The 26,118-nt window shown below is 62.5% G+C and carries 25 protein-coding genes and 1 tRNA gene; 3 read left to right on the top strand and 23 right to left on the bottom strand.

Annotated elements, in window-relative coordinates:
- Window positions 1-21: 21 nt before the first annotated feature.
- The 6 genes from ACYQ8E_RS14080 to ACYQ8E_RS14055 form a co-directional block, all read right to left on the bottom strand.
- Window positions 22-1,689, bottom strand: coding sequence for a sensor domain-containing protein (locus ACYQ8E_RS14080; protein WP_459861117.1), 1,668 nt, complete (start codon window positions 1,687-1,689; stop codon window positions 22-24).
- 56 nt (window positions 1,690-1,745) lie between these two features.
- Window positions 1,746-2,258, bottom strand: coding sequence for a response regulator (locus tag ACYQ8E_RS14075; protein ID WP_459861115.1), 513 nt, complete (start codon window positions 2,256-2,258; stop codon window positions 1,746-1,748).
- A gap of 459 nt (window positions 2,259-2,717) precedes the next feature.
- Complete coding sequence (gene cydB / locus ACYQ8E_RS14070) at window positions 2,718-3,854, bottom strand: cytochrome d ubiquinol oxidase subunit II (protein ID WP_066723903.1); 1,137 nt, start codon at window positions 3,852-3,854, stop codon at window positions 2,718-2,720.
- A 1-nt stretch (window position 3,855) separates the two neighbouring features.
- Window positions 3,856-5,391, bottom strand: coding sequence for a cytochrome ubiquinol oxidase subunit I (locus tag ACYQ8E_RS14065; protein WP_197463715.1), 1,536 nt, complete (start codon window positions 5,389-5,391; stop codon window positions 3,856-3,858).
- A 78-nt stretch (window positions 5,392-5,469) separates the two neighbouring features.
- The gene (locus ACYQ8E_RS14060) at window positions 5,470-5,703 is read right to left on the bottom strand and encodes a DUF4492 domain-containing protein (protein ID WP_066723901.1); all 234 of its coding nucleotides are present in this window, start codon (window positions 5,701-5,703) and stop codon (window positions 5,470-5,472) included.
- A 14-nt stretch (window positions 5,704-5,717) separates the two neighbouring features.
- Entirely contained in the window at window positions 5,718-6,119 is a 402-nt protein-coding gene (locus ACYQ8E_RS14055; RefSeq protein ID WP_066723898.1) for an RrF2 family transcriptional regulator, read from the bottom strand.
- A 278-nt stretch (window positions 6,120-6,397) separates the two neighbouring features.
- On the opposite strand from ACYQ8E_RS14055, the gene ACYQ8E_RS14050 reads away from it, so the two are divergent.
- On the top strand, window positions 6,398-7,447 hold the full coding sequence (locus ACYQ8E_RS14050) for a GGDEF domain-containing protein (protein WP_066729644.1): 1,050 nt from the start codon (window positions 6,398-6,400) through the stop codon (window positions 7,445-7,447).
- A gap of 47 nt (window positions 7,448-7,494) precedes the next feature.
- Here ACYQ8E_RS14050 and ACYQ8E_RS14045 read toward each other — a convergent pair whose 3' ends face one another.
- From ACYQ8E_RS14045 to ACYQ8E_RS14035, 3 genes are read right to left on the bottom strand one after another with little or no spacing between them, the layout of a single operon-like run.
- Complete coding sequence (locus ACYQ8E_RS14045; protein ID WP_066723895.1) at window positions 7,495-8,283, bottom strand: metal ABC transporter permease; 789 nt, start codon at window positions 8,281-8,283, stop codon at window positions 7,495-7,497.
- Window positions 8,276-9,046 carry an ATP-binding cassette domain-containing protein gene (locus ACYQ8E_RS14040; protein WP_066723892.1) on the bottom strand — a complete coding sequence of 257 codons (771 nt, stop codon included), beginning with the start codon at window positions 9,044-9,046 and terminating at the stop codon, window positions 8,276-8,278. The genes ACYQ8E_RS14045 and ACYQ8E_RS14040 overlap by 8 nt, the downstream gene beginning before the upstream one ends.
- On the bottom strand, window positions 9,043-9,534 hold the full coding sequence (locus tag ACYQ8E_RS14035) for a Fur family transcriptional regulator (protein WP_066723889.1): 492 nt from the start codon (window positions 9,532-9,534) through the stop codon (window positions 9,043-9,045). The genes ACYQ8E_RS14040 and ACYQ8E_RS14035 overlap by 4 nt, the downstream gene beginning before the upstream one ends.
- A gap of 87 nt (window positions 9,535-9,621) precedes the next feature.
- Between ACYQ8E_RS14035 and ACYQ8E_RS14030 the strand changes: the two genes are divergently transcribed.
- Window positions 9,622-10,575, top strand: a complete 954-nt coding sequence (locus ACYQ8E_RS14030; RefSeq protein ID WP_066723887.1) for a zinc ABC transporter substrate-binding protein — start codon at window positions 9,622-9,624, stop codon at window positions 10,573-10,575.
- Window positions 10,576-10,608: 33 nt separating this feature from the next.
- Here ACYQ8E_RS14030 and ACYQ8E_RS14025 read toward each other — a convergent pair whose 3' ends face one another.
- The 10 genes from ACYQ8E_RS14025 to ACYQ8E_RS13980 are packed head-to-tail and all read right to left on the bottom strand — an operon-like array spanning window position 10,609 to window position 20,485.
- Window positions 10,609-11,271 carry a potassium channel family protein gene (locus ACYQ8E_RS14025; RefSeq protein WP_066723885.1) on the bottom strand — a complete coding sequence of 221 codons (663 nt, stop codon included), beginning with the start codon at window positions 11,269-11,271 and terminating at the stop codon, window positions 10,609-10,611.
- 14 nt (window positions 11,272-11,285) lie between these two features.
- Entirely contained in the window at window positions 11,286-12,668 is a 1,383-nt protein-coding gene (locus ACYQ8E_RS14020) for a TrkH family potassium uptake protein (protein WP_066723882.1), read from the bottom strand.
- A gap of 2 nt (window positions 12,669-12,670) precedes the next feature.
- Entirely contained in the window at window positions 12,671-13,045 is a 375-nt protein-coding gene (locus ACYQ8E_RS14015; protein WP_157471721.1) for a hypothetical protein, read from the bottom strand.
- A gap of 38 nt (window positions 13,046-13,083) precedes the next feature.
- A complete protein-coding gene (locus ACYQ8E_RS14010) occupies window positions 13,084-13,377 on the bottom strand; it encodes a hypothetical protein (RefSeq protein WP_066723872.1) in 294 nt (97 codons plus the stop codon).
- A gap of 2 nt (window positions 13,378-13,379) precedes the next feature.
- Complete coding sequence (locus tag ACYQ8E_RS14005) at window positions 13,380-14,879, bottom strand: TrkH family potassium uptake protein (RefSeq protein WP_066723869.1); 1,500 nt, start codon at window positions 14,877-14,879, stop codon at window positions 13,380-13,382.
- Window positions 14,879-15,544 (bottom strand): potassium channel family protein, encoded by a 666-nt coding sequence (locus ACYQ8E_RS14000; protein ID WP_066723866.1) that lies wholly within the window; start codon window positions 15,542-15,544, stop codon window positions 14,879-14,881. Before ACYQ8E_RS14000 ends, ACYQ8E_RS14005 begins: the two co-directional genes overlap by 1 nt.
- Window positions 15,541-15,990 carry a potassium channel family protein gene (locus ACYQ8E_RS13995; protein WP_066723863.1) on the bottom strand — a complete coding sequence of 150 codons (450 nt, stop codon included), beginning with the start codon at window positions 15,988-15,990 and terminating at the stop codon, window positions 15,541-15,543. Before ACYQ8E_RS13995 ends, ACYQ8E_RS14000 begins: the two co-directional genes overlap by 4 nt.
- A 3-nt stretch (window positions 15,991-15,993) precedes the next feature.
- A complete protein-coding gene (locus ACYQ8E_RS13990; protein ID WP_066723860.1) occupies window positions 15,994-16,659 on the bottom strand; it encodes a response regulator in 666 nt (221 codons plus the stop codon).
- Entirely contained in the window at window positions 16,652-18,520 is a 1,869-nt protein-coding gene (locus tag ACYQ8E_RS13985; protein WP_066723857.1) for a sensor histidine kinase, read from the bottom strand. Before ACYQ8E_RS13985 ends, ACYQ8E_RS13990 begins: the two co-directional genes overlap by 8 nt.
- Window positions 18,521-18,580: 60 nt before the next feature.
- A complete protein-coding gene (locus tag ACYQ8E_RS13980) occupies window positions 18,581-20,485 on the bottom strand; it encodes a potassium transporter Kup (RefSeq protein ID WP_066723854.1) in 1,905 nt (634 codons plus the stop codon).
- Between the two features lie 317 nt (window positions 20,486-20,802).
- On the opposite strand from ACYQ8E_RS13980, the gene ACYQ8E_RS13975 reads away from it, so the two are divergent.
- A complete protein-coding gene (locus ACYQ8E_RS13975) occupies window positions 20,803-21,063 on the top strand; it encodes a hypothetical protein (RefSeq protein WP_066723851.1) in 261 nt (86 codons plus the stop codon).
- Window positions 21,064-21,109: 46 nt separating this feature from the next.
- On the opposite strand, the gene ACYQ8E_RS13970 is transcribed toward ACYQ8E_RS13975, so the two are convergent.
- The 4 genes from ACYQ8E_RS13970 to nifJ all read right to left on the bottom strand — a co-directional run bounded on the left by ACYQ8E_RS13970 (window position 21,110) and on the right by nifJ (window position 26,089).
- Window positions 21,110-21,185: transfer RNA gene (locus ACYQ8E_RS13970), tRNA-Asn, on the bottom strand.
- 54 nt (window positions 21,186-21,239) lie between these two features.
- Window positions 21,240-21,830 (bottom strand): GTP-binding protein, encoded by a 591-nt coding sequence (locus tag ACYQ8E_RS13965; RefSeq protein WP_066723848.1) that lies wholly within the window; start codon window positions 21,828-21,830, stop codon window positions 21,240-21,242.
- 14 nt (window positions 21,831-21,844) lie between these two features.
- On the bottom strand, window positions 21,845-22,345 hold the full coding sequence (locus ACYQ8E_RS13960; RefSeq protein ID WP_066723845.1) for a roadblock/LC7 domain-containing protein: 501 nt from the start codon (window positions 22,343-22,345) through the stop codon (window positions 21,845-21,847).
- 159 nt (window positions 22,346-22,504) lie between these two features.
- Window positions 22,505-26,089 (bottom strand): pyruvate:ferredoxin (flavodoxin) oxidoreductase, encoded by a 3,585-nt coding sequence (nifJ, locus tag ACYQ8E_RS13955; protein ID WP_066723843.1) that lies wholly within the window; start codon window positions 26,087-26,089, stop codon window positions 22,505-22,507.
- Window positions 26,090-26,118 lie beyond the last annotated feature (29 nt).

Here is a 26,118-nt window from a genome sequence, read left to right as displayed (position 1 = left end):
ACATCCCCCGGCGGGAGCGGGTCAGGTTCGGGGCACACTCCATTGCAGATCAAGCCCCTCGGAAAATCCCGCATTCTCCCGCCAGGACATTTCGATCTCTGCCCACCCCATCTCCTTTCCGAACAAAAACCCCTGGGCCTCGTGGCAACCGAGGTTTCGCAAAAAGTCCAATTGCTCGCGGGTTTCCACCCCTTCACCCAAAACGCGGATATTCAGGTTGTGGGCGAGGGTGATGATCGCTTTCACGATCGCTTCGTCGCCGCAATCATGGCCGATGCCGGCGATAAAACTGCGGTCGATCCTGATGCGGTCGACGGGAAGGTGTTTCAGGTAGCTCAGGGAAGAAAAACCGGTTCCAAAGCCATCGATGGAAAGCTTCACTCCCATATCTTTCAGCGCCTGCAAAATTTCGATCGTTTTGCCGGCATCCGCCATGAGAACCTTTTCGGTAAATTCCAGTTCGAGATGTGCCGGGGCGAGGCCGGCTTCGGCCAGGATTCCGGCGAGACACCGGGGAAAATCGGGGCGGTTCAGTTGGTGTCCGGAAATATTGACGGCAATCCGCCCGAGGGGAAGCCCGGCCAGGATCCAGGAGCTTGCCTGCCCGCAAACATGGCGCAGGGTCCATTCGCCCAGGGAATGAATCTGGCCACCTCTTTCGGCCAGGGGAATGAATCGCTGCGGCGCGATTTCTCCCAACCGGGGATGGCTCCAGCGGAGCAAGGCCTCCACGCCACAGCAGCTCTCCCTCTGCAGGTCCCATTGCGACTGATAAGCAACCGAAAATTCGCCATTGTCCAGCGCCATTCGAAGAGAAGATTCCAGGGCCACCTTCTCCAAGACCTCCTCGTTCATTTCTGCGGCAAAGGTTTGATAGTTGTGTCGACCCAGGGCCTTGGCCCGATACATGGCGGTATCGGCGCTGCGCAACAGGCCTCCAAGGTCCTGAACATCCTGCGGGTAGCAGGCGATACCGATGCTGAATCCGACGTCGATCCGTTCCCCGTCAATATCGAGGGGGCGGCGAAAAGCATCGAGGATTCGCTGCGCGGTTCTGCTCGCCGTATTTTCACCCTCTTCCACCAATTGGACGATGATGAACTCGTCCCCGCCGAATCGCGCCAGGGTATCTGCCTCACGCACGCAGGCACTGAGCCTTTCGGCGACCCTTATGAGGACCCTGTCGCCGAAGGCATGTCCCTTGGTATCGTTGATGTCCTTGAAATTGTCGAGGTCGAGGAAGAGGAGGGAGACACTCCTCTGCTCCCGGGAGGCGATGGCCAGCGCGTTCTTCAGCCGGTCCATGAGGAGGGTGCGGTTGGGCAGCCCGGTCAGGGCATCGGAATAGGCGAACTGGTGGATCAGGGTCTCACTTCTTTTGCGTTCGGAAATATCCTCGCAGGAGGAAATGACGCCGAGAAAGGTCCCTTCGGCGTCACGGACCGCCACCGAAGAGATCTGCACCGGGAACTCCTCGCCATCCTTGCGGATATTGACACTTTCGCGGCACCACGCGACAAAGGTCTCGGATCGTTTTCCTGCAGCAGGATTGTGCAACCGTGGCGGCGCGAGAATCCGGACATCCCGGTTCAGCAACTCCTCGGTGCAGTAGCCGTGCATCTTCGCTTCGGCCGGGGTGACGAAGGTGATCTTCCCCTGCCGATCGGTAATGGTGAGGCCGATCGGCAAGGAATGAATCTCCCCGCAGCAAGCTACGGGGTATCAAAAGTTTAGATTGATCGCTTTCATCGAAGCAAGCTTCGGGGAATTCGACCCACCTGAGATTCAATTGCCGTTCGCAACAGGCGGAGATTGGCCTCGTTGCGCACCAGGGCGTTGAAGGTTTTCCCCGCCTTCAACAGGTAAAGGGCGCGGTAGGCGAGCAGGTCGGCCTGGACCGGCTTGGCAATGAAATCGGTGGCGCCGGCCTCATAGGCGCGATGGATGGCAGCGCTCTCCTGGAGGCCGGTGACCACCAGGATGGGAACCGTTCTCCCCTCCTCCAACTGGCGCAGAGTGCGACAGGTTTCAAAGCCGTCGATGCCCGGCATGATCAGATCGAGGAGCACCAGATCCGGAGGTGTCGCGCGAAAAAGCTCGATGGCGCCCCGTCCGTCGCTCGCCTCTTCGACCAGGCAGTCGATCCCCTCCAGAATCTCACGATAGACGCTGCGGATAAGGGAGTCGTCATCGACCACCAGGACCTTCAGCCGGGTGGTCTCTTGAGGCGACTCAAAGAGGCATGCACCGTCGGTCATCTGATCTCCCCCCCCTGCCGATTGAAAAACTGCGACAGAATATGCGGCCGCCGCCGCGTCACCTTCTCCCGGGCCGAGACCCTCCCAACCTTGCCGTCCCGGAACAACGAATCGCAAGTTCGCCGCCAGGACGGAGAAGGTCAGGTTTGATGTTAACGAATATTTTCTACTTCGCCATCCCCCATCTGGGTGAAATTGAAGGGGACTCGGCGAAAAAGTTGCGCGGTGTCTGGCGTCGCCCACGGAAAGCAGTGTTCTTCCGTTACGAAGAAAGGCCCATCTTCCACCCGCAGGGGGAAGATGGGCCTTGGCCTTTCACCAGGCGGTGACGCGGTACCACGCCTGGTTTCAGAGGTTACCGCTGCGCTCCAGCACGCGGAGCGCGAGCTTGTAGGAGGCGATGATCATCACCAGCCAAACGGTTAACAGAAGAAGGGTCATCATGGGCGAGCTCCTTGGTCAGTAGAGGTCATGGGAATGTTCGCCTTCGAGCTGTTCCAGCGTCAGCGACCGGGCGTCCATCAGCCGCCAGAAATAGGCGATGTAGGCGAGGACGAAGGGGACCGCCAACGCCACGTAACTCATTACCGTCAGGGTGTAGTGGCTACTCGAGGCGTTGTGGATGGTCAGGCTGCTCTGCAAATCGGAGCTGGAGGGATAGAAGGCGGTATCGTGGTAGCCGGCCAGGGCGAAGAGGGCGAGGCCGACCAGCACCGTCCCGGGGCCAGCGAACCAGATGCCGCGCCGGCTGCCGAGAAAGCGGCCGGCAACCACTGCCCAGACCACCAGCAGCAGGCCAACCAGCAGCAGCCCCAGGACCGCCGGCATCGCCAGCAGGTTGTGCAGGTACTTGCCGGCTTCGAGGCTGACGCTGCCGGTGACCGGGTCGACCGCGTAACCGGGCATGGTCACCAGGCGGAAGAGGACGAAGAGGAGGAACGGCAGCGCCAGCAGCAGGTTGACGAAAACGGCCTGACGGCAGCGTTGGTTGAGCCCGTCGTGCTCGATATTGTTGAGCAGGTAGAGGGAGCCGAGGACCCGGGCATGGAAAACCAGAAAGAGGCCGAGGGCGACGTTGAAGGGATTGAAGGCCGCCTCGAGACCACGCAGCGGATGCTGCCAGGTCACCAGATTGTAGCCATTGAGGCTGAAACTGGAGCCGGTGAAGAAGGTGCCGACGGCGGCACCGATCAGCAGCAGGCCGACGCTGCCGTTGAGGAAGAGGAAAATGTCGAAGCTGCGGGTGCCGAGCAGGTTGGCCGGTTTGCGCCGGTATTCGTAGCTCACCGCCTGGCCGACAAAGGTGAAGAGGATCAGGATCCAGACCCAGTAGGCGCCGCCGAAGCTGGTGGCGTAGAAGAGCGGGAAGGCGGCAAAGAGGGCCCCGCCGAAGAGGACCAGGGTGGTAAAGGTCAGCTCCCACTTGCGGCCGATGGAATTGACCAGCAGCAGCCGCTCCTGGTCCGAACGCGGCAGGGTGAAGAGGAGGGTCTGCCCCCCCTGGACAAAGGTCAGCATCAAAAAGAGGGAGCCGACCAGCGAGGCGATCAGCCACCAGAGCTGCTGCAGCTGGCTAAGAGCGAGTTGTCCGATCATATCAGTGGCCCTCCGGTCCGGTTTGGATCTGCTTGAGCAGGATGCGAATTTCGGCGATCAGCAGGGTGGTGAAGATAGCTAAAAAGAGGAAGAATGTGGTCTGTACCGTCCCGGCGGTCAGGTTGGAATTGGCAACCGTCACCGGCAACAGGTTCTGGATCGCCCAGGGCTGGCGGCCGACCTCGGCGACGATCCAGCCGGCCTCGGAGGCGAGGTAGGCAAGAAAGATGCTGAGGACACCGAGGCGCAGCAGCCAGCGCTGCTGGGAGATGCGGTCGGTCCAGGTGAAGTAGAGGAAGAGAACGAAGACCAGCATCAGAATCGTGCCCAGGGCGATCATGGCGCGGAAGCTGTAGAAGGTGAGCGCCACCGGAGGTACCGCATCCTCCGGCCGATCGAGGTAGCCGTAGCCGAGAAACTCCTGGTTGGCGCGCAGGGTGGCGAGGGCGCTCTGCGCCGCAGGCTCGTCGCCGGCCTGTCGCGCCTCCTTGTAGTCGGCGAGGGCAGCTATGGCGATCCGGCCCCGTTCGATCTTCACCCCGGTGGCGAGGATGTTTTGTTCGGGGTTGCCGTAAACCAGATCGTTGATCCCCGGGACGAAGCTGGTCAGAATCCGGTTGGCAAGCAGGGAGAGGACCCCCGGCACCTCGACCTTGACCAGGAAGGGATCCTTGCTGTCGCCGGGGCGTTTGGCGGGGTCGAGGATGCCGAAAGGAATCAGGCCGGTTGGCACTCCGCCATTGTAGAGCGATTCCATGGCCGCCAGCTTCATCGGCTGGTGGTGGGCGTTGGTGAAGGCGGCCTCGTCGCCGGAGAAGGCGACGAAGAGCCCGGAGAGGAGGCCGAAGGTCGCCGCCACCAGGATACTGCGCTTGGCCAGCTGCAGGTGGCGCCCCTTGAGCAGGAACCAGGAACTGACGCCGATGACGAAGACCGAGGCGAGCATGAAGCCGGAAGCAGTAGTGTGGGTAAACTTGCTGATGGCCACCGGCGAGAAGAGGACCGCCCAGAAGTTGGTCATCTCGAAGCGGGCGAGGTCGGGGTTGAAAGTCATGCCGACGGGGAGCTGCATCCAGCCATTGGCGACCAGGATCCAGAGCGCCGAGAGATTGGAGCCGACCGCCACCATCCAGGTCGCAAAGAGGTGGGTCTTCTGCGACACCCGGTCCCAGCCGAAGAACATCACCGCGAAAAAGGTCGCCTCGATGAAGAAGGCAAAGATTCCTTCCACCGCCAGCGGCGCCCCGAAGATGTCACCGACCATCCAGGAGTAGTTCGACCAGTTGGTGCCGAACTCGAACTCCATGATGATGCCGGTCGCCACCCCGATGGCGAAGTTGATGGCGAACAGGCTCATCCAGAAGCGGGTGAGGCGCTTCCATTCGGGATTGCCGGTCTTGACGTAGATGCTCTCGAAAAAGGCGACGAGAAAGGAGAGGCCGAGGGTGAGCGGTACGAAAATCCAGTGAAACATGGCAGTGAGGGCAAATTGGGCGCGCGCCCAGTTGACCTGGGTAAAATCGATCTGTTCCAGCACGGGTGCCTCCATGGCTGAGGGTTCAGGGACCGGATTGCTTTCCTTCCCGGCCTGTTTCATAAGGCCGGGAAGAGCTCATTACCTGGCGTCGGCTGCAGGTGGGGGGCGCACCAGTTGCCCGAGGACGTGGTCGGCGCGCTCCCGGTCATTGGCGAAGTTCTCCTGCAACGGATCGGGGAAGAGTAAGCGGGCAAGGGTGTAGAGGAGGATCAGCTTCACCAGGATGATCGTCCACAGGGTCCGGCCGAGCCGCATGGCGCGAAACCCCTCGACGTACATGGCAAGCAGGTTGTTGACAATGCCGACACTCATTTTCGCCTCCCGTATCAATGGGCGATCTCCGCCAGGGTCACCTGTCGCAGCGTCGCCACCGTCTGCTGCTGGATCCGGCGCCAGACTTCGTGCACTCGGCAGCCGTTGCGGCGATCGCAGCGCTCCCGATCCTCCAGGCAGCGATTGGGCAGGATCGGCCCTTCGACAATTTCCACCACCTGCAACAGGCTGATCTCGGCGGCGGACCGGGCGAGGGTGAAGCCGCCCCCCGAGCCGCGGACCGAATGGACCAGGCCGCTCTTGGCGAACTCCTGGAAAATCTTGGCGAGAAAACTGACCGGCGCCTCGGTGGCAGCGGCGATCTCCTGGACCAGGACCAGGCTTCCCGGCGGCTGGGCCGCCAGGTAGATCATGCCGCGAATCGCGTATTCGCCTTTGCGGGTCAGACCCATCATAATTGATGACCTTTAAGGTTATTTTTGTCCCTTTTTAAACGAGCCGCTCCGCCCTGTCAAGAGTTTTTTTGATTTTTTTAACAAAAGTGTCGATGGCGCAAATTATACCACTGTCAAAAACCATTTGTGGCGTGGGGCGGGGAGAGGGTGCGGCGGAGTGAATGGCCGCCATGGCAGGCACGACAGGAGAGACCTGGCGGTTTCGGGGCGAGATGGAGAAGCGTGTGGTATATTTCTGGGGCCTGCTTTTATCCTGCAACCCCCACGGGAATCTGCACATGACGGTCAACACCGACAATCAGCTTCTATCTGTCCTGGAACGGCGCAACCGTGAACTGGCGATCCTGGTGGAGATCGCCAAGGCGTTGACCTCGACCCTGAGCCTCTCCGAGGTGCTCAACCTGATTCTGGAAAAGGTCAGCCTGCTGCTGAAGTCACAGAGCTGGTCGCTGCTGCTGGTCGACGAGCAGACCGGGGAGCTCACCTTCGAGATCGCGGTCTCACCGGCCGCCGCCGCGCTCAAGGGGCTGCGCCTCGCCAAGGGGCAGGGGATCGCCGGCTGGGTCGTCGAGCATGGCGAACCGTTGCTGATCCCCGATGTCAACCGCGATCCGCGTTTCGCCCCCCAGGTCGACGAGGCGGTCTCCTTCACCACCCACTCCATCGTCTGCGTGCCGGTCCGGATTCGCGCCAGGGTGCTTGGCGTCGTCGAACTGATCAACAGTCACACCGAGGGGCGTTTCGACGAGGAGGACCTGGCGATCCTGACCGCCGTTGCCGACTTCGTTGCCATCGCCATCGACAACGCCCGCCACGTCGAAAAGATCAGCCAGCTGACGATCACCGACGACTTGACCGGCCTCTTCAACGACCGCCACTTCCACTCCCTGCTCGAATACGAAATCGAGCGCGCCAGCCGCTACCGGACCCCCCTCTCCGTCGTCTTCATCGACCTCGACCACTTCAAGCAGGTCAACGACAGCTGGGGGCACCTGGTCGGCAGCCGGGTTTTGAGCGAGACCGGCCGGCTGATCCGCGAATCGACCCGGCGCGTCAACCTCCCGGCCCGCTACGGCGGCGACGAGTTTGTCATCATCCTGCCGGCCACCGACAAGCAGGGCGCCCTGGTTATGGCCGACCACCTGCGCCGAACCATCCGCGAGCACCGCTTCTTTAACGATGCCGGTCAGGTGATTCACCTGACGGCGAGCTTCGGCGTCGCCACTTTTCCCGACGATGCCGCCGACAAGGAGCAGCTGATCAGTGCCGCCGATCTCGCCATGTACCGGGTCAAGGAGTCGACTCGTGACGGCGTTCTCGGCGCCTGAGTTCAACCTTCCCCCTCCCCTTCCCAGTTCTATCTGCCGAAAATTCTTCAGGTCCCGCGCCGCGGAAGGAGCTGCGCGGCAACAAAAAGGAGCGCGGCCGCCACCACGATCGAGGGACCGGCCGGCGTATCCCAGCGGTAGGAAGCGGCGAGCCCGGCGACCACCGCCAGGCCACCGCAGAGCGCGGCCAATAGCGCCATCCCTTCCGGGGTGGTGGCGAAGCGTCGTACCGCGGCCGCCGGAATGATCAGCAGCGAAGTGACCAGCAGCAGGCCGACCACCTTCATCAGCAGGGCGATGACCAGCGCCATCATCGCCAGGAACGCCCAGTTGACGAAAGCGACCGGCACCCCCTCGACCCGGGCCAGGTCCTCGTGCACGGTGATTGCCAGCAGCGGGCGCCAGAGCCGGGCGAGAGCGGCAAGGGCCAGAGTGCCGCCGCCGAAGATCCAGGCGAGATCAGCGTTGCCGATGGCGAGAATGTCGCCAAACAGGTAGGAGAGGAGATCGATGCGCAGGGTCTCGACCAGGGCGAGAAGCACCAGTCCCAGCGACAGGGCACTGTGGGAGAGGATACCGAGCAGGGTGTCGCCGGCGATCTGTTTTTGCCGCTGCAGCAGAAAGAGGAGGAGCGCCAGCAACTGGCAGACGACGACCACCCCCAGGGTCAGATTGAAGTGGAAGAGAAAGCCGAGGACGACGCCGAGCAGCGCCGAATGGGATAGGGTGTCGCCGAAGTAGGCGAGGCGGCGCCAGACGACGAAGGAGCCGAAGGGGCCGGCGACCACGGCGACGCCGACGCCGCCGAGCAGGGCGCGCAGCAGGAAGTCATCCATGGTTGTTCTCCTTGCCGCTGACCGGGTCGTGGGAATGGTCGTGCTGATGGGCATAGATCGCCAGGTTGGCCACCACCTGGGGACTGAAGAGCTCGATAAAGGCGGCGCTCCCCTGGACCGCGTCCGGGGTTCCGGTACAGCAGACGTGGCGGTTGAGGCAGACGACCCGGTCGGTGGCGGCCATCACCAGGTGCAGGTCGTGAGAGACCATCAGCACCGCACAGCCGCGCTCCTGGCGGATTCGGCTGATCAGGCCGAAGAGTTCGAGCTGCCCCTGCACATCGACCCCCTGCACCGGCTCGTCGAGGACGAGAAGGTCGGGGTCGCGCAGCAGCGCCTTGGCGAGGAGCACGCGCTGCATCTCACCGCCGGAAAGAGCCTGAACCGGGCGATCCAGCAGCATCGGTGCGCCGACTTCGGCGAGGACGCGGCGCAGCTCGGAGAGGGAGCGCTGCCCGGTCAGGGTCAGAAAGCGCCGCACGCTCAAGGGGAGTACCGCATCGACCTGGATCCGCTGCGGCATGTAGCCGATGCGCACCCCCGGGCTCAGCACCACCCGCCCCGCGGTCGGCGCCAGCAGGCCGAGCAGCACCCGCAACAGGGTGGTCTTGCCGGCGCCGTTGGGGCCGACGATGGTGACGATCTCGCCGCGGCGCACCTCCAGATCGACCCCGGAAAGGACCTCCCCCCGCCCCAGGTGCACGTGGACGGCTTCGGCGGCGGCCAATATTTCCCCGGCGCTGCCTTGCCGGTCGTGGCTCATATTTCCCCCTCCTTCCGGCAGGCGGCGCAGAGGCCGAGGAGTTCGACGGTCGGATGCTGGACGGTAAAACCGGCCGCCCCGGCGCTGTCGGCGATAGCGCCATGCAGCTGCGGGTCGTCGATCTCGGTCAGGTTCTGGCAGGAGGCACAGATCAGGAACTGGCCGGCATGGGGCTGCCCGGGGCGGGCACAGCCGGCAAAGGCGTTGAGGGAGGCGAGGCGGTGGACCAGTCCCTGCCCCTGGAGAAACTCGAGGGCCCGGTAGACCGTCGGCGGTGCCGTCCGGCCCCAACGCTCCCGCAGTTTTTCGAGCAGCGCATAGGCGCCGATCGGCCGGTGGCTTCCCCAGATCAGCTCCAGTACCTGGCGCCGCAGCGGCGTCAGTCGCAGGCCGCGTTCGCGGCAGAGCCGTTCGGCCGCTGTCATGGCGCGGTCGATACACGTGTCATGGCGCTCGCCGGCGCAGGCCAATCCCTTGCTGGTCGTCATCTTTCCGGGTTCCCTCCCCTTGCCTTTTGCAACAATATAACATAATAATTTGCCGACATCCTGCCATCCTTTTTCAAGGAGATTCCCATGCCCGCCCCCCACCTTCGCCTCCTGCTGTTGCTGGCCCTCTTCACCCCGGCGGCCAGCGCCGTTGCCGCGCCGCAGGTGGTGGTCACCATCAAGCCCCTCCACGCCCTGGTCGCCGGCGTCATGGCCGGGGTCGGCACACCGACCCTCCTGATCCCCGGCGCCGGGTCCCCCCACAGCTACAGCCTGCGCCCCTCCGACGCCCGCGAACTGAGCCGGGCCGATCTGGTGGTCCGCATCTCGGAAGATTTCGAGACCTTTCTCAACCGCCCCCTCGCCACCCTGGCGGCAAAGGCACGGGTCCTTTCTGTCGCTACCCTGCCGGGGCTCAAGCTGCTGCCGGCCCGGGAAGGCGGGGTCTGGGAGAGCGCCGCACACCACGGCGAAGGGACCGGGGCGGATCGCCACGGTCACGGCGAGCTGAACCTGCACCTCTGGCTCGATCCGACCAATGCCGAGATGATCGTCGCCGGGGTATCAGCTCTGCTTGCCGAAATCGACCCCGGTAACGCCGAGAGCTACCGCGCCAATGCCGGCCACCTCCGGCAACGGCTGACCGCTCTCGACCAGGAGCTGCGGAAGCAGCTGCAAGCGGTCGCCGGCCTCCCCTATATCGTCTTTCACGACGCCTTCCCCTACTTCGAGGCACGTTACGGCCTCAGCCCCGCCGGCGCCATCAGCGTCAGTCCCGAACGGACCCCCGGCGCCCGCCGCCTCAGCGAAATCCGCAACCGCATCAAACAGGTCGGGGCTCGTTGCGTCTTCAGCGAGCCCCAGTTCGAGCCGCGACTGGCGACCCTCCTCACCGCAGGGACCGGTGCCCGCACCGGCATCCTCGACCCCCTCGGCGCCGACCTTGCGGCCGGGCCCGAGGCCTACTTCACGCTGCTGCGCACTCTCGCCGCCAACCTGGTCACCGGCCTCTCTCCACCAGGAACCGGGCCCGGCAAATAACCCGGTGCGCGCTGTCGACCGGAGGGAAACCCGCTACTTCCGGACTTCCAGCGCCTTGTCGATATCGTCGGTTTTCCCGAGAATGACCAGGATGTCGCTGTCCTTGATCTGATAGGTCGGGGGCGGGGCCGGGATGAACTGGTCAGTCAGGACATCCTTGATGGCGATGATGGTGAGATGGAATTTTTTCCGCAGATCGAGGTCGATCAGGGTCTTGCCGAGGAAATGTTTCGGGGGAGCGGTCTCCGAGAGCGAGTAGTCTTCCGCGAGGGGAATGAATTCCAGGACATTGGGGCTCGACAGGTTGCGGGCAGCGCGGATCGCCATGTCCTTTTCCGGATAGATGACATCGGTGGCGCCGACCCGGTCGAGAATGCGACCATGGTCTTCGCTGATCGCCTTGACCACAATGCGCGGCACCTTCAACTCTTTGAGATACAGGGTCATCAGGGTCGAGAGGTGGGAATGCTCGCCCGTTGACACCACGACCGCGTCCATCTCCTGCACACCCTGCGACGCCAGGAAATCCTTGTTGGCGGCATCCCCCAGAATGGCGTAGTCGCAGACATCCTTGACCGCCTGGACCTTCTCCTTGTCGGTGTCGATCGCCGTCACCTCGTGCCCTTCCGCGTACAGGGTGGATACGATGTGATATCCGAAATTGCCCAGGCCAATGACGCAAAACTTCTTTTTCATAACGGTTTTTCCCCTTATCCGATCATGATGTTTTCTTCGGCGTAGCGCGGGGCATGCCGCCGGACACGCCCGGCGATGGCGAAGGCCATGGTCAGAAGACCCACCCGGCCGACGAACATCAGCAGGATGATGATGAGCTTGCCCATGGGGTTCAGCTTGGCGGTCGCCCCGATCGACAAACCGACGGTACCGAAAGCGGAGAAGGCCTCGAAGGTGTAGCCCAGAAATTCCCGCATGTTTTCATGGGCAAGGTCAGAGCTTTGGACGATCATCAGGCCGAAGAGCGCCAGGGCAATCAGGATGATGGCAAGCAGCACCAGGGCCAAGCCTTTGGTAATCACCTCCTCGGGAATGGTGCGCCGAAACAGGCTGGTATGCTGGTTCCCCTTGAGCCGGCTATAGAAAATCGCGAAGAAGAGCGCCATGCTGGTAGTCTTGACGCCCCCCCCCGCCGATCCCGGCGACGCCCCGACAAACATCAGGAAGATGACCAGGAAGACGGTCGGCGCGCGAAACGCATTCAGATCGATGGTGTTGAACCCAGCGGTGCGGGCAGTGACCGACTGAAACAGGGCGGTCCAGAATCCCTCCATGAACGGCATGCCGGCGAGGGCATTCCCCCCCTCCAGCCAGGCGATCATCAGCGCGCCGTAGACGATCAGAAACGAACTGGCGACCAGCACGATCTTGGTGTGCAGGGAAAGTTTCGGTCGTTGCGAGCGTTTCAGGGATCGCGTTCTGCCAACCTCGATCAACTCCCGGATGACCAGAAAGCCGATCCCGCCGAGAATGATCAGCGCCATGACGGTCAGGTTGACCAGCGGGTTGTCGCGGAACCCGACCAGGCTGTCGGAAAAGAGCGAAAACCCGGCGTTGCAGAAGGCGGAGATGGAATGGAACAGGGCGCTGTAGATCCCGTCCCAGAAGCCGAGAACCGGCACAAAGGCGAAAGCGAGCAGCAGTGCCCCAACCGCCTCGATTCCCAGGGTGAGCAGAAAAATGCCCCGGATCAGCTCCCGCCAGGAGCTGACCGGGGAGTGCATCAGGGTCTCGTGGATAATCCAGCGCCCCCGGCTGCTCACCCCGACCTTCAGGTAAATGAAGAGGTAGACCGAGAAGGTCATGATCCCCAGCCCCCCGATCTGGATCAGTACCAGCACGACGCATTGCCCGAAAAGGGTGAGTTTGGTCCCGGTATCGACCACGATCAGCCCGGTCACGCATTGGGCCGAGGTCGCGGTGAACAGGGCATCGAGCAGCGAGAGGGGCGTGCCATGGGCCGCCCAGGGGGTGGCCAGCAGCAAGCTGCCGATCAGTATGGCCAGGGCATAGTAAAAAACCAGCGCCTGGGCCGGCGAGAGGTTTTTTATTGTTTTGATCACAAGGGAAGAGTTCATGCCTACTTGGAGTCCTGTTTCGGGCGGTTAAATTCGACCCCGGAGAGGATCAGATCCCCTTTAATCACCATCATGTTAATCTTGTGGCCAAGTTCTCTGAATTGATGGTTGGCCAGAGGAGAAAATTCCACCTGATACTTGGTTGAGGTGGTCTGACGCCCCTGTTCCAGTGTTTCACGTATCTTTTCGATCATGACCCGTGGTTCTTGCAGAGCCTGATGAAAAGGGGCGTTTCCATGGGATTCAATCACTCCTAAAAGATGGTCCGCCTGGGCTAACTGACCCAAAGCATCATGCAGACGGCCGAGTCCGTGCAACCGTCCTGCGTCATAGACGAGCTGACGGATTTCCACCATAGGAAGGAAGTAGTATTTCAAATGAACTACCCCGCAGCAAGCTACGGGGTATCAACAGCCTACACCCTTAGTAAAAATCGCGCAGCAAGCTGCGGGGAATTGAACCCAACTTTTGATTCAAATAATGCACTTTGAGCCTCCAGAAGCTTTTTCGATGCATCTTCTTGCTTACTATTCTCAAGATCTTCTTCGACCTGATGGATCACCTTGAGCGCTTTGGAGACAGAACTTTCAAGGGAGCTGTAGCTGGTCGGCTCCAGCACTGGTAGCCAGGGTCCGCTGTTCTGATCTGATTGGCAACCGTTCAGAAGCAGTCCAAAAAGACAATATAGGACAAACCGATATACAGCCATCTTTATTCTCCCTTGTGTGCCGATCCCATCATGGCCGCAACGTTGGCAACAAGCCGGCTCAGCCCGATAAATATCACAAAAAACTCCAGACGACCGAGAATCATGCCCAGGGTTTCGGTCCAAAGCAGGCCTGCGGGGGCGGTGGCAGAGGTCACCCCGACCGACAGTCCCACCGTCCCCAGGGCGCTGGCGAACTCGAAGAGGCTTTCCTTCAATGAATAGCCATAGGCGGTAAGGACCCCGGTTCCGCCCGCCAGGGTCGCCAGGTAGAGAAAGGCGAAAGTCGCCAGTTGCCGCAACTCCCCATCGCCGAGAAAGCGGGGGGTGTCCCCCACCCAGACATCCGGCATGGTCACCGCTCCCCGCGGCAGCAGCATCCGTTTTCCTTCCCAGAGCAGGGCCCGGTACAGGGCGTAGACCCGGTACTGCTTGAGGCCGCCGGCAGTGGAGCCGGTGCCGCCGCCGATGAGCATCAGCACAATGAGCACCAGCCAGCCGAGACCGTTCCAGTCGCCGTAGCCGACGGTGGAGAAACCGGTGGTGGAGAGGGCGGTAACGACCTCAAAGATGGCGACCCGCAGTTGTTTGCCGAGGGTCGGGTAAAGCCCGGAGGTCACCCCGAAAAGAACCACCAGCGCCAGCGTCGGGAGGAGCAGGGCCTGTAGCCGGATCTCACCGTTTCGCCCCACCGCGCGGAACTTGCCGTGCAGCAGGGCATAACTGGTGACGAAGTTCATGGTGCCGAGCAGCATCAGCACCACGGTGGTCCCCTCGACCAGGGGACTGTCCCAGTAGCCGATCGATTCGGGGCGGGTGGAGAAGCCTCCGGTGGAGATGGCGGCAAAGGCATGGTTGATCGCATCGAACCAGCCCATTCCGGAGAGCATCAGGGCCAGCCATCCACAGAGGACATAGCCGCTGTAGATGGTCACCACCAGCTTGGCCGAGCGGCGCACATTTGGCACCAACTGATCGGCGCGCCCCTCGGCCGCGCTCAATCCGGTCCCGGCAGGACCGGCCAGGGCACTCAGCATGATCACCGCAAGTCCCGCCCCGCCGGCGAGCTGCATGACGCTGCGGTAGAGGAGCAGCAGGCGCGGCGCGGCGGTCACATCGACCACGGAAAGCCCGGTGGTGGTCCAGCCGCTGGTCGACTCGAAAACCGCCTGGGTGAAATTCAGGCCGCCGACCGCCATAAAGGGGAGCGCGCCGATAACAACCGCAGAAATCCAGGCGAGGAGTACGACCACAGCCCCTTCCTGCAGCGTGAGGCTTTCACCACCCCGTGGCAGGCAGACCCGCCACAGCGCCCCGCCGATGGCAATCAGCATCAGCCCGGGCGCAGCCAACCCCCAGGCCACGGCCAGTTCCCCGGGGAAAGCCCCCAGCAGCAGGCAGGGTGAGAGGATCAACCCCCCCACCAGGACATCGATCAGCCCGACATAGCCGAGCAGAATCCGATAGCGCCCACGCAGAAAGCGGGCATAACGAGGATCGCTCATCAGCTCTCTTCCCCGGTCAGCAGGCGCAGGACCTGATCGTAGCAGTCGGGCTGACTGATGACAATCAGGCGATCCCCCCCCTGCAGGCGGGTGCTTCCGCGCGGTACGATCACTTCACCCGCGCGGATGATGCCACCGATCAGTGCACCCTCGGGAAACGCGATGCGCTGCAGTTCCCGCTCCACCACCGGGGACTCGGCCCGCAACGCTACCTCCGACACAGTGACCTTCCCCTCGGCGACCGGAATCAGGCTGGCAATCTCCTCGAAGCCGGCGCGTTCCTCGATAATCCGCGCGATGATCTGGGTAGCGGAAAAGGCCACCGAAACGCCGAGCTGGCGAAAGACCTCCTCGTTTTCCGGATCGTTGACCAGGCCGACGGTCCGCGGCACCCGAAACATGCGGCAGGCGATCTGGCAGACGGCAAGATTGTCCTGATCCCTCGGCGTCAAGGCCAGCACCACATCGGCGCGGCGGGCCCCGGCCTCTTCCAGGACGCCGGGGTCGCTGCCGTCCCCATGGAGCACGGTCGCCCGGACCCGTCGGGACAGCGTGCCGGCCTGGCCGTGATCCGCGGTGACGATGGTGGTCGTATGCCCCTTGCTGGCAAACTGCCGGGCAAGAAAGTAGAGAATCTTCCCTTCACCGACCAGAATGACCCTCATGATTCCCCCTCCCGGCACTCCCCAAGGGCGGCCAGCAGGGCTTCCGCCGAAAGCTTGGTCGGGCTGACCGTCTCGATGCCGAACTCCCGGTAGATGGTCTCCCGGCGCGGATCGAAGACCCGTGCCATCACCCGGGGCACCTTGAAGACCTCATGGGCGACCTGGGCAACCATCAGATTGACGTTGTCGTCCTCGGTCACCGCCAGCAGGCAACCGGCCTTGTGCACCTTGGCGGCCTGCAGGACCTCCATCTCTACCGCATCGCCGGTGATGCGGAAGCCGCTGAACTCCGGAGCCAGCAGGGCGAAGGCGGCCTCCTCCCGATCGATGACGACCACGCTGCTCCCCACCTGGCTCAGCTGGCCCGCCAGGAGCGAGCCGAGCCGGCCGCAACCGACCACCACCACGTACTGAAGCCAGGTTTTCCCTGGGTGTTTCGCGGTCATGGCTTACTCCTGTCCCAGTTCCACCCGGCCCGGCTTCCCTTCGACCAGGCGGGTCAGGTTATGGCGGGCCGGCGCAAAGGCAGGATCGAGTTCCAGTGCCGCCCGGTAATATTTCTGCGCCTCCAGGGGGACGCGCTGTACCTCGCTGAAGGCGCCGAGCAGGTTGAAGGCCTCGGGTCGGGACGGATCTGCGCCGATAGCGCGGCGGGCGTGTTCGATGGCGGCGTCGAACCGGCGCTCGCTGACGCATTTCTTGGCCAGGGCGATGCAGCTGTCATAATCCGCCGCCGCTTCGGGCAGCTCCCGGCGGGCGAGGATGCGCCGCACTGTTTCCCGCAACTCTTCGGGAGAGAAGGGTTTTTCCAGAAAATCGATAGCGCCGAGCTTCATCGCTTCCACCGCGTTACCCACCGTGCCATAGGCGGAGACGATCACCACCGGCACCTGGGGGTGTTGTTCACTGACCGTTTGCAGCACGCTCATGCCGCCGATGCCGGGGAGCCTGAGATCGAGGAGCAGCAGATCGAAGGACTGCTGCTCCAACTGCCGCAGCGCTTCTTCGCCGGTAGTCGCCGCGACCACTTCATACCCCTTCGGCTCCAGGGCATGACGTACCGTCATCAGTATGTTCTTTTCATCATCGACGATCAGAATCTTCAATTCAGGCATCTAGAGCCTCCCTGTTCGGTTTTAATCCGGCGCCGGGCGCCGCTTTGAGAGTGAAGGTAAAGGTACTCCCTTTACCGGGGAAGGATTCGACCCAGATATTGCCGCCGTGGGCGCGGACGATCTCCCGGCAGATCGCCAGGCCGAGGCCGCTGCCCCCCTGGTGGTCGCCTTTGACCTGGATAAATTTCTCGAAAACCCGCGACTGGTACTCAACCGGGATGCCGGCGCCGTCGTCGCAGACGCTGAGATAGAGCCACCCCCCTCCCTGCTCGGCGCGCATCCGGATATGGCCGCCCCGCGGAGTATAGCGCAGGGCGTTGGAAAGCAGGTTGCTCAACACCCAGGTGATCTTGTTCGGGTCGGCCAGGGCAGGTGGCAGATCGTCCGGGACGGACTGTGTTAGCTCGATGCCGGCCGCCTGGGTCTGGGACTGGAAGGCCACAAAGGCCTTTTCGATCAGAACCGTGGCCGCCACCGGCACGATTTCCATCTCGATGCGTCCCGATTCGATCCGGGAGAGATCGAGCAGATCGGCGACCAACGCCCGCAGGCGTTCGGTCTCCTCGCGGGCAGCAAGCAACAACTCCCGCTCGCGCGGGGTTTTTCCCGTCGACTCTTCTTCCAGCAGAGCGATGCTCATGGCGAGGCCGGTCAGCGGGGTTTTCAGCTCGTGGGAGGCAGCGAGCACGAATTCGCTTTTGAGCCGTTCCAGTTCCTTGAGGCGGGTGACGTCCTGCAGCAGGACCACCACCCCCTGCACGGTCTCTCCCCCTTCCGACTTGACCGGGGTTACAGTGGTGCGGAAAAAAAGCTCCGCCCCCTCCTTCTCCATCCGCAGCAGGCCTTGATCCTCTCCGGACTCGGGGGTGGTGCCGCTGGCGGCGGTCTGCTCGACTCTTTCGAACAGTGCCTGGTCGCGGATCAGGTCGAAAAAGTGCCGGCCGGTCGCCTCGGCGTGCGATCGACCGGCGATTTTGCACGCCTCCGGGTTGATGGCCGTGACCCGCAACTCCTCGTCGACCACGATCAGGCCATCGCCGATACTGCGCAGGATCGCCTCCCCCTTGCGCTTTTCCTGGACCAGGCGGCCGACATTGAGTTCGTGAAAGGCCTTGAGCTTGTGGCTCATGGTCATGATACGGCGGGCCAGCTGGCCGAGTTCGTCCCGCGACGCAACCTCCAGTTTGACCTCGTAGTCCCCCTCGGCAATCCGTTCGGTGGCTTGTGACATGGCCGAAAGCGGGCGCATCAGGATGCCGGAGAGAAGAATGCTGAAAAAGAGGCCGAGCCCGCCCGTCACCACGCCGATCCCGGTCATGTAGACGATGGTCCGCCGCGAGGTTTGGTGCGCGCGGGCGGAAGCCTCGACCATCGCCTGCTGGTTCATCTCGCGCAGGGCCAGGCAGGCATCCCGCACCTGCTGAAACTGCAGGAGCATCGTTTCATGGTAATACCCTCCCGCCTGCTGCCGGCCGGCGGGAAGGAACTGCGAAATCCGCGCATAGCTGGCGAGATAATCGCGATAACCGGCAGCGATCGCCGCGATGACCTTCTCCTCTCCGGCGATGGTGATGTTCCCCCGGGCCCGGCCCAGCCAGCCCGCGAATTCGACCTCGTTACCCCGGAACTGGGCGCGCCCCTCTTCCTCGTAACCGAGCAGCAGCAACAGGACGGCGCTGTCCTGCCGTTCGATGAAGTCGATCATGTTCTCGGCGGCGAGGATGCTGGCGAAGTTCTCCTGCAGAATTGCCTCACCCGCCCGGCCGAGCAGGAAGAGGCTCGCCACCGCCCAGCTCCAGACCACGATCATGAGGATCAGCAGGATCGCATAACCGCCAAGGATTTTGGTTCGCAGCTTCATTTGCTCTCCCTTCGCCTTCCCCCAGCTGTCCCCGCTGCGATTGAGCAGCGGGACGAGCCCTTAGATTTCGAGCTGGGCCCCCAGTTCCACCACCTGGTTCGGCGGCAACCCGAAAAAGAAGGTGGAGTTGCGCGCATTACGCGACATGAAAATGAAGAGATGCTCCCGCCAGCGCGCCATGCCGGGCCGGCTGGTGGAGATGAGGGTCTCACGGCCGAGGAAATAGGTGGCCTGTGCTGGATCGAACTCCCAGCCGTCGAGGGCAATACGCGAGAGTGCCCGGGGAACATCCGGGTTTTCCATGAATCCGTAATGGAGAATGATCCGGTAAATCCCCGCGCCGAGCCGTTCCGTCGAAGTCCGCTCCCGGCGCGGAACGTGGGGAATTTCTTCGGTGATGGCACTGAGGATGAGCACCCGTTCGTGCAGCACTCGGTTGTGCTTGAGATTGTGGAGCAGCGCCGAAGGCGTTCTTTCCGGGTCACCGTTCATGAAAACCGCCGTACCCGGAACCCTGGTCGGCGCGGCGGCATCCAGGTTTGCCAGGAAAGATTCCAGCGTCGTGGTGGTGCCACGAAGCCGCTGCATCAGCAGCCGCCGCCCTCTTTTCCAGGTGGTCATGGCGGTAAAGACGAGTGCCGCCACCAGGATCGGGAACCAGCCACCATGGGCGATCTTGAGCATGTTGGCGCCGAAGAAGGCGAGGTCGAAGACCAGAAACCCGGCGCTGAGAACGGCGGCCAGGAGCACCGGCCAGTGCCAGCGATGCACGGCGACGAAGTAGAACAGCAGCGTGGTGATCACCATGGTGGTGGTAACGGCGACCCCGTAGGCTGCGGCGAGGTGACTGGAAGAGCGGAAGCCGAGGACCAGGCAGATACAGGCGGCCATCAGGGCCCAGTTTACCGTCGGCAGGTAGATCTGGCCCATCTCCCGGGCCGAGGTGTGCTCGATATCGAGGCGCGGGCTGTAGCCCAGCTGAATCGCCTGCCGCGTGAGGGAGAAAGCGCCCGAGATCACCGCCTGCGAGGCGATCACGGTCGCCAGGGTTGCCATGACGACCAGGGGATAGAGCGCCCAGTCGGGAGCCATGTGGTAGAAAGGGTTGATCACCAGTTCCGGCTGCCGGATCAGCAGGGCGCCCTGGCCGAAATAGTTGAGGAGCAGCGCCGGCAGGGCCACCGCGAACCAGGCCAGCCGAATGGGGCGGGTGCCGAAGTGGCCCATGTCGGCATAGAGCGCCTCGCCGCCGGTCACCACCAGGAAGACCGACCCCAGGACCAGGAAGCCGAGCCCGCCGTTCTGCAGGAAAAATTCGAGCCCGTACCAGGGGTTGACGGCTTTGATCACCCCCGGCTGCCGCAAAATCTGGTGGATGCCGAGAGCGGAGAGGACGACGAACCAGACCAGGGTGATCGGCCCGAAAATGGCCCCGACGCCGGCCGTCCCCTTGTGCTGGAACCAGAAGAGCCCGACCAGGATGGCGACCGTCAGCGGGATGATGTAGGGATCGAAGAGCGGGGTGGCGACTCCCAGCCCCTCGACTGCGCTCAGCACCGAGATGGCCGGGGTAATCATCCCGTCCCCGTAGAGGAGAGCCGCCCCGAACAGCCCGAGCAGGATCAGGAGCAAACGCCCCCCTTTGGCCTGCGCCTGCAGCGGCGCCACCAGGGCAGTCAGGGCCAGGATGCCGCCTTCCCCGTGGTTGTCGGCCCGGAGGATGAAGACCAGGTATTTGAGGGAGATCACCAGGACCAGCGACCAGAAAATCAGGGAGAGGACGCCCAGGATATTGGCGGGGGTCACCTGCAGCAGGTTGTGCTCCCCGAAGCACTCCCGGATCGCGTAAAGGGGGCTCGTGCCGATGTCACCGTAGACGACACCGGTGGCCGTCAGGGCGAGGGTCAGCAAGTAGCGGCCTTTTGGTTGATCGGGGCGCTGCGGATCCGATTCCTCGGTTCTCATTTTGTCTCCGGATGGTCCCGGCTGCAGGGCAATTCCGGCTGAAACCCGCCGAGCGACCAGACAGGAGCCGATGTGGGTCCACCCCACCAGGGCCAAGCTTATCCGTCAAACAGCTAGTGGCGCTCCCGAATCAGCCAGGAACGGCCGGCAGCCAGCCCGGTGTTCCCACGGCTTTGCCTTGTCGCAGCCCGTGACTGCCGTGAAAAGTCGGTAATTTTTCCTGTGCAAATTTACCGGGGAACGAATAAACACGAAGTAAAAATGCTCGGGCCGAGGATAACTGAATTTGGCCCGTATGGGAATAGCCGGAAAAACATTTGGCAAAACGCGATGCCAATATCGGACTGATCAAAAGCCGGATGGCCCTGAACGACGGCCAGAGCTGCAACGCAACGGGTATCGACGCGGTGCTGAAGCCGTTAGGTCGAAAGGAGCCGGCGCCCACCGACATCAGGCACAGCGGCAGGACATTCTTGATTCTGCTGGTTGCCGTGAGGCGGCGGATAGAGGGAATCAGGAGAGGGGCAGGAATTGCGGATCAGGGGGAGCTCTGCGGCACTGACAGGGATGGTTCATAAAGCAAAAGTGGGCGTCCGCGAAGGAGTGCCCACTTTTGGGGATAACTGGCTCCCCGGGCCGGATTCGAACCAGCGACAGGGTGGTTAACAGCCACCTGCTCTACCGACTGAGCTACCGGGGAATGATATGACAGGGACGGAATATAAGGGATTGCCCGGGGGCTGTCAAGAACTTTTCAGCTGCCACCCTTCTTCAGATCGACGAGGATCAGCTTGGCCACGGCCTTAAGGGTTTCGAAGACCCCCTCGCCGGTGGTGGCACAGGCTTCGAATTCGGGAACGCCGTCCGGGTTGAGCAGGGCGCGCAGCTCTTCAACCGGGGTGACGTTGGGGAGGTCGCGCTTGTTGTACTGCATGACGAAGGGGAGCTTCTCGAGCTGGTAGCCCTGCTCCTCCAGGTTGACCTTGAGGTTTTCGAGGCTCTCGATGTTGGCGTCAAGCCGCTCCTCCTGGGAATCGGCGACGAAAACGACCCCGTCCACCCCCTTGAGGATCAGCTTGCGCGAGGCGTCGTAGAAGACCTGGCCGGGAACGGTGTAGAGGTGAAAGCGGGTCTTGAAACCGCGAATCTCGCCAAGGGCAAGGGGAAGGAAGTCGAAGAAGAGGGTCCGCTCGGTTTCGGTGGCGAGGGAGATCATCTTCCCCTTGGCTTCCGGAGAGGTCTTCTGGTAGACGAACTGCAGGTTGGTGGTCTTGCCGCAGAGGCCCGGCCCGTAATAGACGATCTTGCAGTTGATCTCGCGCGAGGCGTAGTTGATAAAAGACATGAACGCCTACCCCATCACTTGAAAAGATTATCGATATCGTCGTCGGTGATTTCAGCGAAGGGGCTCTGGGCATGTCCGCCTTTGGCCTCCTCGGCGGTCTTTTTCGCCAGATCCTCAAAGATCGTGGCGAGTTCGTCGCTCGCTTTCTTGACCCGCAGCCGCACCAGCCCGAGGGAGGAACGCTGGTCGAAGATGACGACCAGGATCACCCGGCTGGCAACGATGGAGATATGCAGGTTGTCCTTCTCCCCTTCATGGAAGAGGATGGAAAATTCTTTTTCGCCGAGCAACTTGGCGAGACCACCGGTAGCGGCAATATTCCCCGCGGTCAGCGAAGCGAGGCTGGTCGTGTCGAGATGCTCGGTTTCGCCGGTCGCCGCGATCAGCTGGCCGTTCTTGTCGACCAGGAAGATGACCTTGGCGTTAGCCTCGCGCAGCAACTTCTCGATGACAACGTTGATGCGCTTGAACTCTTCGTCATACATGACGAAGGATGAGGACTGGGGACCGAACATACCGTCGCTCCTTGGAAGGAATTGCACACCCGTGCCGTTATAGCATCGTTCCTGCCAATTATCAAGGCATTTGGCCCGGTTGCCGGGCATGCCGAGCGCACCAAAAAGTAGAGCTCCCGACGTCACCGCCGGGAGCTCTCCAGCTGTCACCGCAAGAGCTTACTTCTTGCCGCAGTCGGCCTGCAGCTCGGCCAGCTTCTTGTAGAGGTCGTAGCGGGTTGCCACGTCCTTGGCCGAAGCCGCCATCAGCGCATCCGCCTGCTCCGGGTTGGCTTTTTTCAGGACCCGGAAGCGGTTCTGGTTCTTGGCGAAATCTGCAAAGCTGATGCTCGGATCCTTGCTGTCCATCTGCAGGGGATTCTTCCCTTCCGCCGCCAGGCGGGGGTCGTAGCGGAAGAGCGGCCAGTGACCGCAGGCGACCGCTTCCTTGCAGTTGTCCACCGCCTTGGTCATGTCGATGCCGTGGGCGATGCAGTGGCTGTAGGCGATAATCAGCGAAGGACCGGGATAGGCGTCGGCTTCGGTCATCGCCTTGACCACCTGGGCCGGATTGGCCAGGGAGACCCGGGCCACGTAGATGTTGCCGTAGGTCATGGCAATCATCGACAGGTCCTTCTTCGGCATCGCCTTGCCGCCGGCGGCAAACTGGGCGACGGCGCCGAGCGGCGTCGACTTGGAGGCCTGACCGCCGGTGTTGGAGTAGACCTCGGTGTCGAGCACCAGCACGTTGACATTGGCGCCGGAGGCAAGAACATGGTCAAGGCCGCCGTAGCCGATGTCGTAGGCCCAGCCGTCACCACCATGGATCCAGACCGACTTGACCACCAGGTAGTCGATGTTGACCAGGAGCGGCTTGGCGGTCTCGTGGGTGCAGGCAGCAAGAATCTTTTTCAGCTGCGCGACGCGGCCACGCTGGACTTCGATCCCTTCCTGGGTCGACTGGTCGGCATCGAGGAGCGCCTGCTTGAGCTCCAGGGTCCCCTCACAGGCCTTGCAGCCACACTCCTTGTTGCGCTCGAGGAGTTCCCGGGCATAGGCGCTGGTCTTGTCGATAGCGAGACGCATGCCGAAACCGAACTCGGCGTTGTCCTCGAAGAGGGAGTTGCTCCAGGCCGGTCCGAGGCCGTCCTTGCGCTTGGCCCAGGGGGTGGTCGGCAGGTTGCCGCCGTAGATCGAGGAACAGCCGGTGGCGTTGGCGACGACCATGCGATCGCCGAAGAGCTGCGAGCAGAGCTTGACGAAGGGGGTCTCGCCGCAGCCGGCGCAGGCGCCGGAAAACTCGAACATCGGCGGCAGCAGCTGGCTCCCCTTGACGGTGGCACGGTTGAAGAGGGCCGGGTCTGTGTCGGGCAGGCCGAGGAAGAAGTCGAAGTTGGCCCGTTCCTTTTCGCGCAGCGGCGCCTGGGGCGTCATGTTGATCGCCTTGACGTTCTCGTCGGTCTTGCTCTTCGCCGGGCAGTTGTAAACGCAGGCGCCGCAGCCGGTGCAGTCCTCCACCGCGACCTGCAGGGTGAAGAGCTTGCCGTCCATATCCTTGCCCTTGGCTGCACAGGACTTGAAGGTCTCCGGGGCGCCCTTGACCGCCGCCTCGTCATAGATCTTCATGCGGATGGTGGCATGGGGACAGACGAAGGAGCAGATGCCGCACTGGATGCAGAGGTCTTCTTTCCAGACCGGGACGTTGACGGCGATATTGCGCTTTTCGACGCTGGCGGTGCCGGTCGGGAAGGTGCCGTCGGCCGGCATCGCCGACAGGGGGAGCTTGTGGCCGAGACCGTCGATGATCGGGCCGAGGGTGCGCTGGACCGCCTCGCTGCAGCTGGACCACTTGCCGACCTGCATTTCGATGGCGCTGTCGGCGCTGGCGGGGACGGTCACGGCCTCGATATTCTCGAGGGCGGTATCGACCGCCTGCTTGTTCATGTTGAGAACCTTCTCGCCAGCCTTGCCGTAGGACTTGACGATGGCGTCCTTGATTTCGATGATCGCCTGCTCCAACGGAATGATGCCGGAGATCTTGAAGAAGGCGGTCTGCATGATGACGTTGATGCGGGCGCCGAGGCCGAGCTTCTCGCCGAGGGCAATGCCGTCGATGACGTAGAACTTGAGGCCCTTGTCGATGATCTGCTGCTGCACCATCTTCGGCAGGTGCGCCCAGACCTCATTCTTGTTGTAGGGGGAGTTGAGCAGGAAGGTCGCGCCCTGCTTGGCGTTCTTCAGCATGTCGTACTTCTCGAGGAAGGAGAAGTTGTGGCAGGCAACGAAGTCGGCCTGTCCCTCGTCGAGCAGATAGGTGCAGCGGATCGTCTGCTTGCCAAAGCGCAGGTGCGAGGTGGTCATGCTGCCGGCTTTCTTCGAATCGTAGACGAAGTAGGCCTGGACCTGGTTGTCGGTGCAGTCGCCGATGATCTTGATCGAGTTCTTGTTGGCGCCGACGGTGCCGTCGGAGCCGAGACCGTAGAACATGGCGGCATAGCCGCCGAAGGGGACCTGGTAATTGGCGTCGAACTTGAGGCTCTTGCCGGTGACGTCATCGTTGAAACCGACGATGAAATGGTTCATCGGCTTGTCGAGGAGCATGTTGTCGAGCACCGCCTTGCACATGCCGGCGTTGAACTCGAAGGAGCCGAGGCCGTAGCGGCCGCCGACGATGCTCGGATACCCCTGGAAGCTGGTGAAGCCGTCGACCATCCCTTCGCCGATGGCGGTACGCACCGCCTGGTAGAGCGGCTCACCGATGGAACCCGGCTCCTTGGTGCGGTCGAGGACGGTGATCTTCTTGACGCTCGCCGGCAGGGCCTTGCAGAACTGCTCGGTCGGAAACGGGAGGAAGAGGCGGATCTTGATCATGCCGACCTTTTCCCCCTGGGCGACGAGATGGAGGATCAGCTCTTCCATCGCCTCGCAGCCCGAACCCATCAGCACCACGACCCGCTCGGCCTGGGGATGGCCGACATAGTCGGCCAGCTTGTACTGGCGGCCGGTGAGCTTGGCGAACTTGTCCATCTGTCCCTGCAGAATGCCGGGCACCTTGTCGTAATAGGTATTGACCGTCTCGCGGCCGTGGAAATAGACGTCGGGATTCTGGGCGGTGCCACGCAGCACCGGGTGGTCCGGCGAGAGGGCGCGAGCGCGATGGGCGGAGACCAGATCGTCATCGATCATGCTCTTCATGTCCTGCATGCTCAGCTCTTCAACCTTCTGCACCTCGTGGGAGGTCCGGAAGCCATCGAAGTAATGGAGCACCGGCACCCGCGACGCGAGGGTGTTCGCCTGGGCGATCAGGGCGAAGTCCATGACCTCCTGGACGTTGTTGGAGCAGAACATGGTCCAGCCGGTCTGGCGGCAGGCCATGACGTCGGAATGATCGCCGAAAATCGACAACGCCTGGGCGGCGATGGCGCGGGCCGAAACATGGAAGACGGTCGGGGTCAGCTCCCCGGCGATCTTGTACATGTTCGGAATCATCAGCAGCAGGCCCTGGGAGGCGGTAAAGGTGGTGGTCAGGGCACCAGCCTGGAGTGCGCCGTGAACCGCGCCGGCGGCGCCGCCCTCCGACTGCATCTCGACGACCTTGGGGATCGTGCCCCAGATATTCTTCTGGCCGACAGCACTCTTGGCGTCGGAAATCTCCCCCATGACCGAGGACGGGGTGATCGGATAGATGGCGATCACCTCGTTGGTCGCATGGGCGACATGCGCCGCTGCGGTATTGCCGTCAATACAAACTTTCTTACGCGACATGAACTCCTCCTTTTAACGTGGCATTGCTG

Source organism: Desulfuromonas carbonis (assembly GCF_054658035.1).
This window is presented reverse-complemented; position numbering and strand designations above follow the sequence as displayed.

Bases quoted from the DNA above. Each gene is read 5' to 3' on its own strand.
- ACYQ8E_RS14075 (WP_459861115.1), bottom strand. From the start codon at position 2,258: ATGACCGACGGTGCATGCCTCTTTGAGTCGCCTCAAGAGACCACCCGG.
- cydB (WP_066723903.1), bottom strand. From the start codon at position 3,854: ATGATCGGACAACTCGCTCTTAGCCAGCTGCAGCAGCTCTGGTGGCTG.
- ACYQ8E_RS14060 (WP_066723901.1), bottom strand. From the start codon at position 5,703: ATGAGTGTCGGCATTGTCAACAACCTGCTTGCCATGTACGTCGAGGGG.
- ACYQ8E_RS14055 (WP_066723898.1), bottom strand. From the start codon at position 6,119: ATGATGGGTCTGACCCGCAAAGGCGAATACGCGATTCGCGGCATGATC.
- ACYQ8E_RS14050 (WP_066729644.1), top strand. From the start codon at position 6,398: ATGACGGTCAACACCGACAATCAGCTTCTATCTGTCCTGGAACGGCGC.
- ACYQ8E_RS14045 (WP_066723895.1), bottom strand. From the start codon at position 8,283: ATGGATGACTTCCTGCTGCGCGCCCTGCTCGGCGGCGTCGGCGTCGCC.
- ACYQ8E_RS14040 (WP_066723892.1), bottom strand. From the start codon at position 9,046: ATGAGCCACGACCGGCAAGGCAGCGCCGGGGAAATATTGGCCGCCGCC.
- ACYQ8E_RS14035 (WP_066723889.1), bottom strand. From the start codon at position 9,534: ATGACGACCAGCAAGGGATTGGCCTGCGCCGGCGAGCGCCATGACACG.
- ACYQ8E_RS14030 (WP_066723887.1), top strand. From the start codon at position 9,622: ATGCCCGCCCCCCACCTTCGCCTCCTGCTGTTGCTGGCCCTCTTCACC.
- ACYQ8E_RS14025 (WP_066723885.1), bottom strand. From the start codon at position 11,271: ATGAAAAAGAAGTTTTGCGTCATTGGCCTGGGCAATTTCGGATATCAC.
- ACYQ8E_RS14020 (WP_066723882.1), bottom strand. From the start codon at position 12,668: ATGAACTCTTCCCTTGTGATCAAAACAATAAAAAACCTCTCGCCGGCC.
- ACYQ8E_RS14010 (WP_066723872.1), bottom strand. From the start codon at position 13,377: ATGGCTGTATATCGGTTTGTCCTATATTGTCTTTTTGGACTGCTTCTG.
- ACYQ8E_RS14005 (WP_066723869.1), bottom strand. From the start codon at position 14,879: ATGAGCGATCCTCGTTATGCCCGCTTTCTGCGTGGGCGCTATCGGATT.
- ACYQ8E_RS14000 (WP_066723866.1), bottom strand. From the start codon at position 15,544: ATGAGGGTCATTCTGGTCGGTGAAGGGAAGATTCTCTACTTTCTTGCC.
- ACYQ8E_RS13995 (WP_066723863.1), bottom strand. From the start codon at position 15,990: ATGACCGCGAAACACCCAGGGAAAACCTGGCTTCAGTACGTGGTGGTG.
- ACYQ8E_RS13990 (WP_066723860.1), bottom strand. From the start codon at position 16,659: ATGCCTGAATTGAAGATTCTGATCGTCGATGATGAAAAGAACATACTG.
- ACYQ8E_RS13985 (WP_066723857.1), bottom strand. From the start codon at position 18,520: ATGAAGCTGCGAACCAAAATCCTTGGCGGTTATGCGATCCTGCTGATC.
- ACYQ8E_RS13980 (WP_066723854.1), bottom strand. From the start codon at position 20,485: ATGAGAACCGAGGAATCGGATCCGCAGCGCCCCGATCAACCAAAAGGC.
- ACYQ8E_RS13965 (WP_066723848.1), bottom strand. From the start codon at position 21,830: ATGTCTTTTATCAACTACGCCTCGCGCGAGATCAACTGCAAGATCGTC.
- ACYQ8E_RS13960 (WP_066723845.1), bottom strand. From the start codon at position 22,345: ATGTTCGGTCCCCAGTCCTCATCCTTCGTCATGTATGACGAAGAGTTC.
- nifJ (WP_066723843.1), bottom strand. From the start codon at position 26,089: ATGTCGCGTAAGAAAGTTTGTATTGACGGCAATACCGCAGCGGCGCAT.